This is a genomic window from Paracoccus kondratievae (assembly GCF_009301415.1).
GTDB classification, from domain to species: Bacteria; Pseudomonadota; Alphaproteobacteria; order Rhodobacterales; family Rhodobacteraceae; genus Paracoccus; species Paracoccus kondratievae.
The window spans coordinates 251,945-266,322 of record NZ_CP045074.1 but is presented as its reverse complement, the minus strand read 5'-3'; the positions used below and the strand labels follow the sequence as shown (position 1 = coordinate 266,322).

Below are 14,378 nucleotides of genomic sequence, written 5' to 3'. Positions count from 1 at the left end.
ATGCGCTGGCTGTCCCCGATCCTTGCCCTGCTGCTGGCCTGTCCGGCGCTGGCCGCCGAGCATGTCGTCATGCCGGGCGGGGACAGTCTGGCGCGCGCCATCGCCGGGGCTGTGCCCGGCGATGTGCTGCAACTGCAGGACGGGACCCATGCCGGTCCCGTCACCATTGATCGGCCGCTGACCGTCACAGGCACGCCCGGTGCGGTCGTGGACGGGCAGGGGCAGGGCACGGTCATCACCATTGCCGCACCCGATGTCACTTTGCGCGGCTTTTCCGTCACCGGTTCGGGCGGGGTGAACAAGGACCTCGACGCCGGGGTCAAGATCCTCAAGGGCGCCGACAGGGCCCAGATCCGCGGGCTGAGGCTTAGCGGCAATATGCATGGCATCGACGTGCATGGCGGCCGCGACGCCCAGGTCATCGGCAATGAGATTATCGGCACCCGCCACCCCCATATGAATGAGCGGGGCAACGGCATCTATGTCTGGAACAGTCCGGGCACGCTGATCGAGGGCAACAGCATCCGCCATGGCCGCGACGGCATCTTTTCCAACGCCAGCGCCGACAGCATCTATCGCGGCAACCTGTTTCGCGACCTGCGCTTTGCGGTGCATTTCATGTATACCCGCAATACCGAGGTGTCGGGCAATATCAGCATCGGCAACCATCTTGGCTATGCCATCATGTTTTCGGACCGGGCGGTGATCCGGGATAATTTCAGCCTTGGCGACCGCGAACACGGGCTGATGCTGAACTATGCCAACAATGCCGACGTGACCGGCAACCTGATCCGGGGCGGCACGCGGAAATGCCTTTTCATCTACAACGCCCATCGCAACCTGATCTGGAAGAACCGCTTTCAGGATTGCGGCATCGGCATTCACTTTACCGCGGGGTCGGAACGTAACGTGCTGACCGGGAACGCCTTTATCGGCAACCGCGAGCAGGTGAAATATGTCGGCACCCGCCATGTGGAATGGAGCCATGACGGGCGGGGCAATTTCTGGTCCGATCATCCGGGCTTTGACCTGAACGGCGACGGGATTGCCGACGGGGTCTATCGCCCGAATGACCTGATGGATCACATCCTATGGTCTCAGCCTGCCGCCGCGCTGCTGACCGGTGCGCCCGCCGTACAGCTGATCCGTTGGAGCCAGCAAAGCTTTCCCGCCACCCTGCCGGGCGGCGTTCAGGACAGCGCGCCGCTGATGCGGCCGCTCTCCATCCCCGTCCCGCCCGAGATCGAGGCCTATGAGCAAGAGGTTGCCGGGCGATGGGCAAAAGGAACTTATGATGAATTCGACCCTGACGATCTCGCGACTCACTAAACGCTTTCAGGGCGTGAGCGCGCTCAGCGAGGTGTCGCTGAGCCTTGGGCCGGGGATGCGCGTCGCGCTTTTGGGCCATAACGGTGCGGGCAAATCGACGATGATGAAGATCATCCTTGGCCTGATCCCTTTCGACGGGGGGCAGGTGCAGGTCTGCGGTGCCGCGCCCGGTTCGGCCCGTGCCCGCGCGCAGGTAGCCTATCTGCCCGAGAATGCGGCCTTTCACCCCGCCCTGACCGGAGAGGAACAGATCCGCCATTATCTTTCGCTGCGTGGCGAAAGCCCGCGCCGGGCGTCGGAACTGCTTGAGCGGGTCGGGCTGGCCCGGGCGGCAGGACGGCGCATCGGCACCTATTCCAAGGGCATGCGCCAGCGCGTCGGTTTGGCTCAGGCGCTGATCGGACGGCCAGGGCTGCTGGTGCTGGATGAGCCGACCTCGGGGCTGGACCCGGTGTCGCGGCGCGATTTCTATGCGCTTCTCGACGGGCTCGCGGCCGAAGGGGCGGCGATCCTTTTGTCCTCACATGCGCTGACCGAGGTCGAGGCCCGTACTGATCGTATCTTGATCCTGTCGCAGGGTCGGCTGGTGGCCGAAGGCACGCTTTCCGATCTGCGCCGCCGCGCTGCGCTGCCGGTTGCGCTGATCGTCACCCCCGCGCCCGATGCAGCTGCTGCGCTGGCCGCCGCGCTGCCGCAGGCGCGGCAGGCGGATGACGGAACGCTGCATCTGACCTGCGCCCAAACGGAAAAGCTGGCGCTGCTTGCGCATATCGCCACGCTTGGGCCGCAGGTCGCGGATCTTGAGGTGATCCCGCCCAGCCTTGAGGACATCTACAGCCATTTCAGCCGGAGAGACGGGCAATGATCCGCCGCATCCTTTCCACCGCCGCGCTTGAGTTCCGCATCGCGTTGCGCAACCGCTGGGTGGCGATTGCCATTGGTCTGATGGTGATTTTTGCACTGGTCCTGGCGGCGGCAGGTGCTGCGCCCACCGGCGATATCGGCGCCGACCGGCTGTCGGTCACCGTGGTTTCGCTGACCTCGCTGGCTGTCTATCTGGTGCCGCTGCTTGCGCTGCTGATGAGCTTTGATGCCATTGCCGGAGAGGTCGAGCGTGGCACCCTGCCGCTGCTTTTGACCTATCCGGTCGCCCGGGCCGAGGTGCTGGCCGGCAAGCTTGTCGCGCATATGGCGATCCTCGCACTGGCGGTGGGGGCGGGCTATGGCGCGGCGGCGCTGGCGGCGGTCTGGGTCGATCCCGCCTCGACAGCGGGGCTGCCGGCGCTATGGCGACTGATGTGGAGCTCCACGTTGCTTGGTGCCACGTTCCTCGGCGTCGGCTATGCGCTGTCCTGCCTTGCCCGGCGGCCGTCCGGTGCGGCGGGGCTTGCGGTCGGGCTGTGGCTGGGTCTGGTCGTGCTTTACGATCTGGGCCTGCTTGCGATGATCGTTGCCGATGGTGGTGGACCGCTGACCGGCCGGGTGCTGCCGGTGGCGCTGCTTGCCAATCCCGCCGACGCCTTTCGCCTTTTCAACCTTGCCGCGGCCGAGGCTGCCAATGCCGCCGCTGGCATGGGCGGCGCTGCTGCGACGATCCCGCTATGGCAATCGGCGCTGTCGGTGGTTCTTTGGCCGCTGGCTGCACTGGGGCTTGCCATTGCCGCTTTCCGAAAGGTCACGCCATGAGAAAGGCGTTTGTGTTCATCCTGCTTTGCGGCCTTGCCGCCTGCCGCGAAGAGGTCGCGCAGAACACCGACCCGGTCGAGCTGAATGCCGAAACACTGGGCCATTTCTGCCAGATGAACCTGCTTGAACATCCCGGCCCCAAGGCGCAGGTGCATCTTAAGGGCCTGCCGGGGACGCCACTGTTTTTCAGCCAGGTCCGCGATGCCATCGCCTATGCCCGGATGCCCGAACAAAGCCACCCGATCCTTGCCATCCACGTCAATGACATGGCCCGCCCCGGTGCCGGCTGGGACGAGCCGGGGCAGGGCAACTGGATTGCTGCGGGGGATGCGTTCTATGTCCTTGGCTCGTCCCGCATGGGCGGTATGGGCGCGCCCGAGGCGGTGCCTTTTTCCAGCCGCGCCGCGGCCGAGCAGTTTGCCGCTGCGCATGGCGGTCAGGTCATGCGTCTGAATGACATCCCCGACGCAATGGTCCTGACGCCCGGGGATGCCGCCGCCGACAGCGGCTCCGAGGCTGAATTCCAGGACCGCCTGCGCGCACTGAACCAACCCGAGGAGCCTGCGACATGAGCCTTTCCCGTCGTCGCTTTCTGACCATTTCGGCTGCCGCTGCCTTGCTGCCCGCCACATTGCAGGCCCGGCCCGCGCGCCATTGGGTCGGGCAGGCGCTTGGCGCCCGCGCTGCGATCCACATCGACCACCCTGACGCCGGGGCCATCACCGCCCGCTGCCTGGCCGAGATCGAGCGGCTGGAAAACATCCTTAGCCTTTATCGCCCGGAAAGCGCACTGTCGCGCCTGAACCGGGATGGGGCGCTGGACGCTCCGCCATTTGAACTGATCGAATGCCTGTCGCTTGCTGGCAGCGTGCACCGCGCAAGCGGCGGGTTGTTTGACCCCAGTGTGCAGCCACTCTGGTCGCTTTGGGCCGAGGCTGCGACCCAAGGTCGTCGTCCGGCCAAGGCTGAGCGTCGCGCGGTGCTGGCCCGGATCGGCTGGCAGGGCGTGAACCTGGATTCTGGCCGCATCACGCTTGCCCCCGGCATGGCGCTGACGCTGAACGGTATCGGTCAGGGCTATGTCGCCGACCGCATAGCCGCGCTGCTTGAGGCCGAGGGGCTGAGCAATATCCTGATCGACACCGGCGAATTGCGTGCGCTGGGGGCGCGGCCCGATGGCGCAGACTGGCCAGTGCAGCTGGCCGATGGTGGCAGTACCGCGCTGCGCGGCCGGGCGCTGGCGACCTCGGCTCCGCTGGGAACCTGTTTCGATGCCGGTGGGCAGGACGGGCATATCATCGATCCGCACAGCGGTATGCCGGCGCGGCCGGTGTGGCGCGCGGTCAGCGTCTCGGCCCCCGGCGCGGCGCTTGCGGATGCGCTTTCGACCGCGGGCTGTCTGACCCCGGACAGGCTGGCGCTGGACGGGCTGCTGTCAGCCTTTCCCGCGGCCCGGCTCGAAGCCGCACATATGGCAGGCTAGGTCGGCGGAGCAGAGCTAATGGACGACCTGGCGCTGGCCCGTATCCTGCATGTCGTGGCGGTCCTGATGTGGATTGGTGGCGTCGGTTTCGTGACGCTGGTGGTGATACCGGCGCTGCGCCGGCTTTACCCCCCGGACAGGCGGCTGGCCGCCTTTCACGCGATCGAGGGTCGGTTTGCCCCGCAGGCGCGGCTTTGGGTGCTGCTTGCCGGGGCAAGCGGGCTGTGGATGATCTGGCGCGGCGCGATGTGGGGCCTCTTTGCTGATCCCTCGTTCTGGTGGATGCACGCCATGCTCGCGGTCTGGCTTGTCTTTGCTGTCATGCTTTTCGTGATCGAGCCGCTGTTTTTGCACCGGCGCATGGCGACCTCACCCGACCCTGCGGCGGATTTCGACCGGCTGGACCGGATGCATCGCCTGCTGCTTGCCGGCTCGGCCATCGCGGTTATTGGGGCGGTGGGTGGTGCGCATGGATTGTTCTGATGCCGATTTGTCGGGCACAGCCCCTTTAATCCGGGCAGAAAACCAGATTAACTGCCCAGCATATGGGCAAATCTGGCGCTGCTGCAATGAACTGGGACGACTTTCGGGTTATCTCTGCCGTCTATCGGACTGGTTCGTATGTCAGGGCGGGCAGGGCGCTGCAGATCGACGAAACGACTGTCGCCCGCCGCGTAGCGCGGATTGAAACCGCCCTTGACGTCTCGTTGTTTGAGCCTGCCGATGGGCTGCGTCGGCCGACAGCGGCCTGTATGGCGATCATGCGCCCGCTGCATGATATGGAATCAGCGGCTGAAAGCATTCGCCGCCTGCTTGACCAACAGCATTTTGCTGAACGGGTGCTGCGCATCACTACTATCGCCGCCATCGCCGAACATTGGCTGGCCCCGAAACTGCCCGACCTTTTGGCCGAACTGCCAGAACTGACGCTGAGCATCGATACCTCGGACAACAATGTCGAAATGTCGCGATGGGAGGCCGATCTGGCCCTGCGCCTTGGAAGGCCCAAAAGCGGCGCTTTCCTGATGCGCCGGGTCGGAGAGATCAGCTTTTCCCTGGTCCGGCCCTGCACCATGGCGCCGGATACCGAGATGCTTGCCGCCTATCCCCAGATCCTTGCCGACACGCCCGAGATGGCGGGTCTGTTCACCGTGGTCAAAGACCGACCGATCCGGGTTGAAACCTCGAACCTGAACCTGATCCGGGCGATGCTGGCAAGCGGCCGGGCGGCGGGGATGTTGCCCGATCTGATGGCCCGGGATCTGGCGCGGCTCGCCAATGTGATCGTGACGCCCATGTCGGCTTCACGCGAGATCTGGCTGCTGACGCAGCCCCATCTGCGCAACGATCCGCTGGCGCGCAGACTGTCGGAATGGTGCGCGACGCTGTTCCCTGCGCGCCGGGACGCAAAGACATCCGCAACCAAAGGATGAGTTGCCGCGCAGGTCAACCCGCAGTGTCCCTGAAATCAACCAATTGAACTGACTAAGTTATCTTCCGAACTGATTCGTTTCCTCTGCAACCGGCGTTTTTGCGGCCCCCGGCTGCAGAAATATGAATTTCGCCTGCGGGCAACAGCCTCCAGTCTGTGGTTGCGTCGGGTTCCGGCGATCTTTGGCGCTAAACGTGGCGAAAGGTCGCAGGGCCCCGGGGGACCGAACGAGAGGAGGCGGACGGTGACTTCGATTGACGATTTCCGATTAGGGGGTATTCAGACGGATGGCGTAGCGGACTGCACCGTCTTTCCCGGCAGCTTTTCCCGGACAAGCCGGCTGGCCATCATGGCGCTGGCCATCGCGGCTGGTCTTGGCGGTGGCCTGATTTTGCACAGTAGCGGCTCGGGTATGGCGCTGTGGGGTTGCATTGGTGTTGCGGCTTTTCTGGGCGGCCTTTTGTCCACATGGTCGCCCTGTGGCTATTCATCGATCTCGCTTTTGCGGCCGACGGGCAAGGGTGCGCGGGCGCTGGTCGACTGGCTGCCGACCTTTGCCATGCATGGGCTTGGCTATGTCGCAGGGGCGCTGATCCTGGGCACGTTGCTGGGTGCCTTGGGGATGTCGCTGGGCTCTTCAGGCTTTACCAGCGGCTTTGGTCTGGCAGTGCTGGCGCTGATCGGGCTGGTTTATGGCGCGCATCAGCTGGATTTCCTGCGCGTGCCCTATCCGCAGCGCCGGGCGCAGGTGCCGCATGACGCCCGCCAGCGGTTTCCGAAATGGGTGGTCGGCGGGCTGTACGGTTTGTCGCTGGGGCTTGATTACCTGACCTATGTGCAGACGCCGCTGCTTTACATGATGACCGCAGCTGCAATCCTGACCGGCAACCCTGTCGAGGCCATCGCCATTATCGCGCTGTTCAATCTGGGACGCTTTCTGCCGGTGGCTGTGAACCTGTTCCCGGTGACGGATTACGCCATTCAGGCATGGCTCGGACGCAATCAGGAACGCGCAGCCATCGCTGACGGTGCCATCCTGACCGCATTGGGCGCGGCTTTCGCCCTGCTGGCGATGATCTGACAATTAACTGAAATCTCTCATTTTTCCTGTTCTCCCTCTGTCCGGGTTCCCGGATGGGCCGGGCGAACACATCCCTGGGAGGAAAACCATGGCTCTTTCACGCAGAGCGACGATCAAGGACACACGGCTTTGGGGCCTGTGCGCGACCACATTTCTGCTGGCAACGGGTGCGGCTTTTGCGCAGGACAGCAGCCCGGACGAGACAATGACCGAGGGCCAGCGCGCCGCTGCCGAGGCTGCGCGCCAGCTTGCGGCGGGTGAGGCTGATGAGCCGGTGATCCTGAACGCGCCAAAACCCGATGCCCGGCGCGTCTATGTGCAGGACCCGGCCCATTTCGCTGCGGTGACCCAGCAGTTCGTCATCGACGGCTCGACCGGAGAGGTCCTTGGCATGACCGATGGCGGCTTTCTGCCTCAGCCGGTCGCAGCCAATGACGGCTCGTTCTTTGCGCAGGCGAGCACGGTCTATTCGCGCATCGCACGCGGTATCCGCACGGATTACATTGAGGTCTTTGATCCCGAAACGCTGGAACCTACCGCGGATATCGAGCTGCCCAAGGACTCGCGTTTTCTGGTCGGCACCTATCAGTGGATGAATGCGCTGACGCCGGACGACAAGAAATTCCTGTTCTATCAGTTCTCGCCCGCCCCGGCGGTTGGCATCGTCGATCTTGAGGCCAAGAAGTTCGACCGCATGATTGATGTGCCGGATTGCTATCACATCTTTCCGGCCAGCCCGACGGTCTTTTACATGAACTGCCGTGACGGCAGCCTGGCGCGGGTCGATATCGCGGGGGATGAGCCCCAGATCTCGAACAGCAAGGTCTTTCACCCCGAAGAAGAGCTGCTGATCAACCATCCCGCATATACCAGCCGTAGCGGCAGGCTGGTCTGGCCGACCTATACCGGCAAGATTTACCAGATGGATCTGACCGCCGAAGAGGCTGGGTTCCGCAATCCGATCGAGGCCTTGACCGAGGCCGAGCGCGCCGAAGGCTGGGCACCGGGTGGCTGGCAGCAGGTCGCCTATCATCGTAGCTCTGACCGGATCTATCTGTTGGTGGACCAACGCGCCGGGCATAAGCACAAGACCGCAAGCCGCTTTGTTCTGGTGCTGAACGCCGCGACGGGCGAGCGGATTGCCAAGATCGAGATGGGCCACGAGATCGACTCGATCAACGTCAGCCAGGATGCCGAGCCGCTGCTTTACGGTTTGTCGGCCGGGACACAGACCCTGCACATCTATGACGCCGCCTCGGGCAAAGAGCTGCGCAGCGTCAACCAGCTGGGCCGTGGGCCGCAGGTCCTCATCACCCATGACATGGAGTCATGAGATGGCGGCGTTTTTGCACGAACCGCTGATCCTCTGGACGCTACGCAGCTTTCTTGCGGCGCTGTTCGCGACGGCCGCAATCTCCAAGCTCGCGGGGATCGAAGAGTTCTATGGCGTGGTGCGGAATTTTCGCCTGCTGCCCGACTGGCTGGCGCGGGCCGTCGCGATGGTCCTGCCGGTGGCAGAGCTGGCCGTCGCGGTGGCGCTGCTTGTTCCGGCGCTGGCGCGGCCCGCTGCCCTTGTCGCGGCGCTGCTGCTTGCGATCTTTGGTCTGGCCATCGCCATCAACGTGCTGCGCGGGCGTACCCAGATCGACTGCGGCTGTTTTCGCGGCGGCATGAAACAACGCATCAGCTGGCTGGTCGTTGGTCGCAACGTCCTGCTGACCGGGCTGGCGGCTGCGGTGGCCGCACTGCATCCCTCCGCACGTCCTGCCGGGCTGGCCGAGCTTGCAACCGGGCTGATCGCCGGGGCCGTGCTCATGCTTCTTTACTTCAGCGCATCGCTGCTGGGCGGGCTCTCCGCCACGCAGAACGCAACCTCTACAGCGAAAGGCCGCTGACATGACCTATCTGATTGCCTCGAACATTCTGCTTTGGATCGCCTTTCTGGGTGTCACCATGGTCATGCTGGGCCTTATGCGCCAGATCGGGCTTTTGCATGAGCGCTCATCGCCCATGGGCGCGATGATCACCGACCACGGTCCCGATATCGGAGATCAGGCCCCCGAATTCGACCTGCCCGATTACTTCGGTCGTCCGGTCCATATCGGCGGTGCTTCGGCCGAGGGGCGTCCGACGCTGCTTATGTTCACTGCGCCGACCTGCCCGGTCTGCGACAAGCTGTTCCCGATCATCAAATCCATTGCCCGGGCCGAAAAGATCGGCGTGGTGATGATCAGCGACGGCGCGCCCGAAGAACATGCGCGTTTCCTCAGGAACCATGATCTTGGCCAGATCCGCTATGTCGTTTCGGCTGAAATCGGCATGGCTTTCCAGGTCGGCAAGATCCCCTATGGCGTGCTGCTGGATGCGAATGGAGAGATCAAGGCCAAGGGGCTGACCAACACGCGCGAGCATCTGGAAAGCCTGCTTGAGGCTGACAAGACCGGCTTTGCCTCGCTGCAGCAATTCATGGCCAGCCGCAAAAAGAACGCGGCCTGACCCGGCCGTTTCCGTCTCGACCCAGGCAGAGGGAGGATTAACGATGCTGGGGAACTTCAGATTTGACGATATGGTCGAAAGACTGTCCCGCCGGGTGGCCGGCCGCACCAGCCGCCGGGGTGCCATCGGCCGCCTTGGCGCGGTGCTGGCGGGGGCTGCCATCGTGCCGTTGTTGCCGGTGGATCGCCGCGGCCGCGTCAGCCGCGCCAATGCTGCCTCGGCCCCCGAGGGGGCGGATCCGCGCGCCAAATGGCAGCCGCAGGATCATGACGTGCAATCCTGCGACTATTGGCGGCACTGCTCGATCGACGGCAATATCTGCGATTGCTCGGGCGGTTCGCTGACCAATTGCCCGCCGGGCACCAAGCTTGCGACCGCGTCCTGGGTGGCCAGTTGCTATAACCCGACTGACGGGCAAAGCTATCTGATCGCCTATCGCGATTGCTGCGGTGCGAATGTGTCGGGCCGTTGTCCGTGCCTCAACACCGAGGGCGAACTGCCGGTTTATCGCCCGGAATTCGCCAATGACATCATCTGGTGTTTCGGTGCCGAGGATGACGCCATGACCTATCACTGCACCATCTCTCCTATCGTCGGCAAGGCAAGCTGACGATCCCGCCGGACGCGCTCCTCCGCCTGAGGCTCATGCGCCCTGGTCGCGTCCGGCACCCCGTACCTAAAGAGGACTTTTCCATGAATTTTGCCAAAACGTCGCGGTCTGTGCTTGCCGCTGTGATGCTGGTGGCGACCGGCGCCCTTTCTGCCCTGGCTGACGGGGCCATTGCGCCCGGTGGGTCCGTCTTGACCGCCGCCGATGTCCCGGCCGACGCCATCATCGTCAATATCGACAAGATGAAATACGACCAGCCCGAACTGACCGTTCAGGCAGGGGACACGGTCTATTGGGTCAACCGCGAGGTCATGCCCCATAACGTCGCCTTCAAAAAGGGCGTGGTTGGCGATGATGCCTTCAAGGGTGAGATGCTCAAGAAGGATCAGGCCTATGCGATCACCTTCAATGCGGTGGGCAGCTATGAATATCACTGCACACCCCACCCCTTTATGCGCGCCAAGGTGACGGTCGAGTGACCGGAACGGAAAGGAGCCGCCCATGTGGATCCCCTATGACATCCGCGCCGCACTTAAGGCTGAAAGCAGCCGGGACAGCATCAGCCTGTCACGGGCCGACGCCCGTATGCGGGAATTTCTGGTCGGCTTCTTTCTGCGCAACCCGGTCACCCAAATCTGGGAGCTGGATCTGTTTGTCCCCGAGGATCTGCACCTGCCTCAGATCGGGGATCAGGCCGAAGGCGGCGCCGGGCCAGTTCGGATCAGCCTGCACGGCAATCAGGGCGGCAAGCTGGCCGAGATCCTGTGCCGCCTTTCGGCCCCTTCGGCCGAGGAGGCGCTGGCCCGCGCCCATGCCGCGATCAAACCGCGTATCCTGCGCTATCTGGTGGAAACCGGGCGCGGCATGGCCATCGCAGGCTGGCGTATCGCCGATCTGACCCATGATGCGCGCTGGCGCTGCACGCCTTTCCGCCCCAGCGCCCTGCAGCTGGATCTGGCCGCGCTGGCCCCGGTTGCGCCCGATCTGGTCCCCATTGTCACCTTGTTTCAGCGTGCCCGTAACGCCACCGATGCGGCAAGCAGGCTGATCGCAGGCTTTGCGGTCCTGCACGCCGCCGTGACCGGCCACGCCGCGCTGGCGCGCTCGGGTGCGGCCAGCCTGAGGGTCAGCGAAGAGATGCTGATCCACTCTGGCGCCATCAACGCGCCCGAGGATTTGCAGGGCATAGGGCTGGCGGATCTGGTCGGATTGTTGCGTCCCCATCATGACCGGCTGTTCACGGCAGAAGGGGTGCTTGCACCGCTGGCCGACGATCTGGCTGCACAGAAACTCCTTTCGCAACTGGCCAATCTGGCCGATCTGGTCGCCCATCGTCTGATCGTGGCCGAAACTCGCGCCCGCAACCATGCCGCGCCATCGCTGGTCGGGCCCGAGGGGGTCGGGGTCTGAACGCCATGTCTTTTCCGCGCTCCCTTTCGCCTTTTTTGCTGGTCCTTGCGCTGATCGGGGCCGTGGTAACGGTCGGCGCGGCGACCGGGCGCACCCCCCGCCCAACCTCCGGGCAGGTGCAGCACGATCTGACCGAGCTTGGCCAACGGCTGTTTCATGATCCCGCGCTGTCGCGGAACGGCACCCAGTCCTGTGCCACCTGCCATGATCCCGAGTACGCCTTTACCGACCCGCGCGAAGGGGTGGCGGGCCGGGCGGTTTCGCTTGGCGATGACGGCGTTTCCTATGGTGACCGCAATACGCCGACGCTCAGCTATGCCGCACTTAGCCCATCGTTTCACCGTGACGCCAAGGGCCGCTACAAGGGTGGGCAGTTCTGGGACGGGCGGGCCGATGATCTTGAGGATCAGGCCGGCCAGCCGATGCTGAACCCGGTCGAGATGGCGATGACTGACAAGGCGGCGGTGGTGGCGCGGCTGCGTGACGAGCAGGGCTATCAGGAAAGCTTTGCCGCGCTTTTTGGTCCCGGCGCGCTTGATGATGTGGACAGGGCCTTCAAGGGGGCCTCGGCCGCGCTTGCGGCCTATCAGCGCAGCCAGGAATTCATGCCCTTTGATTCCCGCTTTGACCGCTGGCAGCGCGGCGAAGAAAGCCTGACCCCGCAGGAAGAGTTCGGCTATACCGTCTTTATCACCTGGAACTGTCGGTTGTGCCACCAGTTGCAAAAGCAGGGCGTGGTCGAGCGTGAGACCTTCACGAGCTTTGAATATCACAACATCGGCGTGCCAGTGAATCCCGCGGCCCGTGCAGCCAGCGGTCTGGGGCCGGATCATGTCGATCTGGGGCTGCTTGCCCGTCCCGGTATCGACGATCCCGCGCAGGCCGGGCGCATCAAGGTGCCGACCCTGCGCAATGTCGCTGTGACCGGGCCCTATATGCATAACGGCGTGTTCGAGGACCTGCGCACTGCCGTTCTGTTTTACAACAAATACACCAGTCGCCGGCCTGAATCGCGCATCAATCCCGAAACCGGTCGGGATTGGGGGCAGCCCGAGGTGGCCGAGAACCTGTCTCTGCCCGAACTGCAATCGGGGCTGATGCTGAACGATGCGCGGGTCGATGCGCTGGTGGCTTTTCTCGAAACGCTGACGGACCGCCGCTATGAGCCGCTGCTGGCCGAACAAAAGCGCATCCGCAAGGAGACGGCCCCGACCGACTAGAGCCCGAAAGGAACGCAGGATGGCATCCAGCAAGCGCAAGATGACCCGCCGCACGGCCATGCAAGAGATCGCGCGTGGCGCCGGGGCGGCCTGTCTGGGCGGGTTCTCTCTGGCGGCGCTGGTCAGATCGGCCTCGCATGCTGATGCCCGCGCCCTGCGCCCGCCCGGAGCCCTGCCCGAGCCCGATTTCCTGGCCGCTTGCGTGCGCTGCGGGCTGTGTGTGCAGGCCTGTCCCTATGACACGCTGTCGCTTGCTGAATGGGGGGCAGAGGCCGCGGTTGGCACGCCCTTTTTCACCCCGCGACAGGAACCCTGTTACATGTGCAGGGACGTCCCTTGCGCGCGTGCCTGTCCGACCGGGGCGCTTGACCGCGAGATACCTTCGATCCGCGATGCCGATATGGGCGTCGCAGTGCTGGTCGGGCACGAGGATTGCCTGAATTACAAGGGGATGAATTGCAGCATCTGCGTCCGGGTCTGCCCGATCCGGGGCGATGCGATCACCCTTGAACCGGGCGAGGTGGACGGCCGCAAGATCATGATCCCGACCGTGCATTCGCGCCATTGTACCGGTTGCGGGACTTGCGAAAAGCATTGCGTCACCGGCCATGCATCGATCCGGGTACTGCCGCGCGATCTGGGTCTGGGCGGTCCGGGGCGCAACCGCGCGGGCAGGCCGGCATGATTGGCCCGCTGATCAGTGAGAGCCGACGGCTCAGCCTTGGTAAGCGGGGCTGGCTGCGCAGCCATAAATGGTGGCTGCTGCGCCGGTTCAGCCAGATCACCCTGCTGGGGCTTTTCATGCTGGGGCCATGGGCGGGGATCTGGATCGTGCGCGGCAATTTCGCCGCAAGCGACATCGCCGGGCTGGTGGTGCTGGCCGACCCTTATATCGTCGTGCAGGGAATTTTCGGCGGCGCCATACATGCCTGGCCGGTGCTAAGCGGCGCGGCTGTGATCACACTGGCCTATCTGGTCCTTGGCGGGCGGGCCTATTGCGGCTGGGTCTGCCCGGTCAATATCGTCACCGACACGGCCTTTTGGCTGCGCGAAAAGACCGGGCTGACGCGTGACCGCAAGCTTGACCGCCGCAGCCGGCTGGTCATTCTGGCGGGGACGCTGTTTGCCTCGGCCCTGACAGGCGCTGTGGCGTGGGAGTTCGTCAATCCGGTCAGCCTGCTGCAACGGGCGCTGATTTCGGGTATCGGCTTTGGCTGGAGCATCATTCTGGCGGTGTTCCTGCTTGACCTATTTGTCTCGCGGCGGGCGTGGTGCAGTCATCTTTGCCCGGTCGGAGCATTTTATGGGCTGATCGGGCGGGGCGCGCTGGTCCGCGTCTCGGCCACAAGGCGCAGCGCATGTACTGATTGCGGCGCCTGCTTTAACATCTGCCCCGAGCCGCATGTCATCGTCCCGGCGCTGAAAGGGCGGGGCAGTCCGCTGATCCTGTCCGGCGATTGTCAGAACTGCGGCGGCTGTATCGACGCCTGCCCGGTCGATGTGTTCCAGATCTCGACCCGCCGGCCGTGGCTGCAAACCGGGGCTGCGGAATAGCTGGCAACCTCTACCCCACGAATAATTTATTGTGGGGTATTAGAAGTTCTGCTATCTTACCCCACGAATTTATCTTT

General features: G+C 64.2%; 17 protein-coding genes. All 17 read left to right on the top strand.

Annotated features, from left to right (window positions below; all coding sequences use genetic code 11):
- Nucleotides 1-1,329, top strand: a complete 1,329-nt coding sequence (locus F8A10_RS20075) for a nitrous oxide reductase family maturation protein NosD (RefSeq protein ID WP_152368313.1) — start codon at nucleotides 1-3, stop codon at nucleotides 1,327-1,329.
- On the top strand, nucleotides 1,295-2,194 hold the full coding sequence (locus F8A10_RS20070) for an ABC transporter ATP-binding protein (protein ID WP_152368312.1): 900 nt from the start codon (nucleotides 1,295-1,297) through the stop codon (nucleotides 2,192-2,194). The genes F8A10_RS20075 and F8A10_RS20070 overlap by 35 nt, the downstream gene beginning before the upstream one ends.
- The gene (locus F8A10_RS20065) at nucleotides 2,191-3,015 is read left to right on the top strand and encodes an ABC transporter permease (RefSeq protein WP_085501721.1); all 825 of its coding nucleotides are present in this window, start codon (nucleotides 2,191-2,193) and stop codon (nucleotides 3,013-3,015) included. The genes F8A10_RS20070 and F8A10_RS20065 overlap by 4 nt, the downstream gene beginning before the upstream one ends.
- Complete coding sequence (locus F8A10_RS20060; RefSeq protein WP_010396562.1) at nucleotides 3,012-3,587, top strand: nitrous oxide reductase accessory protein NosL; 576 nt, start codon at nucleotides 3,012-3,014, stop codon at nucleotides 3,585-3,587. The genes F8A10_RS20065 and F8A10_RS20060 overlap by 4 nt, the downstream gene beginning before the upstream one ends.
- Nucleotides 3,584-4,498, top strand: a complete 915-nt coding sequence (locus F8A10_RS20055) for an FAD:protein FMN transferase (protein ID WP_010396565.1) — start codon at nucleotides 3,584-3,586, stop codon at nucleotides 4,496-4,498. Before F8A10_RS20060 ends, F8A10_RS20055 begins: the two co-directional genes overlap by 4 nt.
- A gap of 18 nt (nucleotides 4,499-4,516) precedes the next feature.
- Complete coding sequence (locus F8A10_RS20050) at nucleotides 4,517-4,981, top strand: membrane protein (protein WP_010396567.1); 465 nt, start codon at nucleotides 4,517-4,519, stop codon at nucleotides 4,979-4,981.
- 86 nt (nucleotides 4,982-5,067) lie between these two features.
- Nucleotides 5,068-5,931, top strand: a complete 864-nt coding sequence (locus F8A10_RS20045; RefSeq protein ID WP_193668349.1) for a LysR family transcriptional regulator — start codon at nucleotides 5,068-5,070, stop codon at nucleotides 5,929-5,931.
- 243 nt (nucleotides 5,932-6,174) lie between these two features.
- Nucleotides 6,175-7,011 (top strand): methylamine utilization protein MauF, encoded by an 837-nt coding sequence (locus F8A10_RS20040; protein WP_152368310.1) that lies wholly within the window; start codon nucleotides 6,175-6,177, stop codon nucleotides 7,009-7,011.
- A gap of 88 nt (nucleotides 7,012-7,099) precedes the next feature.
- Nucleotides 7,100-8,344: a methylamine dehydrogenase (amicyanin) large subunit gene (mauB, locus tag F8A10_RS20035; protein ID WP_152368309.1), complete on the top strand. Its 1,245-nt coding sequence runs from the start codon at nucleotides 7,100-7,102 to the stop codon at nucleotides 8,342-8,344.
- Between the two features lies 1 nt (nucleotide 8,345).
- A complete protein-coding gene (locus F8A10_RS20030; protein ID WP_010396575.1) occupies nucleotides 8,346-8,906 on the top strand; it encodes a MauE/DoxX family redox-associated membrane protein in 561 nt (186 codons plus the stop codon).
- 1 nt (nucleotide 8,907) lies between these two features.
- The gene (gene mauD, locus F8A10_RS20025) at nucleotides 8,908-9,507 is read left to right on the top strand and encodes a methylamine dehydrogenase accessory protein MauD (protein ID WP_085501714.1); all 600 of its coding nucleotides are present in this window, start codon (nucleotides 8,908-8,910) and stop codon (nucleotides 9,505-9,507) included.
- Nucleotides 9,508-9,550: 43 nt separating this feature from the next.
- On the top strand, nucleotides 9,551-10,117 hold the full coding sequence (mauA, locus tag F8A10_RS20020; RefSeq protein ID WP_085501713.1) for a methylamine dehydrogenase (amicyanin) small subunit: 567 nt from the start codon (nucleotides 9,551-9,553) through the stop codon (nucleotides 10,115-10,117).
- Between the two features lie 83 nt (nucleotides 10,118-10,200).
- Nucleotides 10,201-10,596, top strand: a complete 396-nt coding sequence (locus F8A10_RS20015; protein WP_010396583.1) for an amicyanin — start codon at nucleotides 10,201-10,203, stop codon at nucleotides 10,594-10,596.
- A gap of 22 nt (nucleotides 10,597-10,618) precedes the next feature.
- On the top strand, nucleotides 10,619-11,527 hold the full coding sequence (locus F8A10_RS20010; protein ID WP_152368308.1) for a methylamine utilization protein MauJ: 909 nt from the start codon (nucleotides 10,619-10,621) through the stop codon (nucleotides 11,525-11,527).
- Between the two features lie 5 nt (nucleotides 11,528-11,532).
- Nucleotides 11,533-12,747, top strand: coding sequence for a cytochrome-c peroxidase (locus F8A10_RS20005; RefSeq protein ID WP_152368307.1), 1,215 nt, complete (start codon nucleotides 11,533-11,535; stop codon nucleotides 12,745-12,747).
- Between the two features lie 19 nt (nucleotides 12,748-12,766).
- Nucleotides 12,767-13,432 carry a ferredoxin-type protein NapG gene (gene napG / locus F8A10_RS20000; RefSeq protein ID WP_010396587.1) on the top strand — a complete coding sequence of 222 codons (666 nt, stop codon included), beginning with the start codon at nucleotides 12,767-12,769 and terminating at the stop codon, nucleotides 13,430-13,432.
- Nucleotides 13,429-14,301, top strand: coding sequence for a quinol dehydrogenase ferredoxin subunit NapH (gene napH, locus F8A10_RS19995; protein ID WP_085501710.1), 873 nt, complete (start codon nucleotides 13,429-13,431; stop codon nucleotides 14,299-14,301). Before napG ends, napH begins: the two co-directional genes overlap by 4 nt.
- The last annotated feature ends 77 nt before the right edge of the window (nucleotides 14,302-14,378 follow it).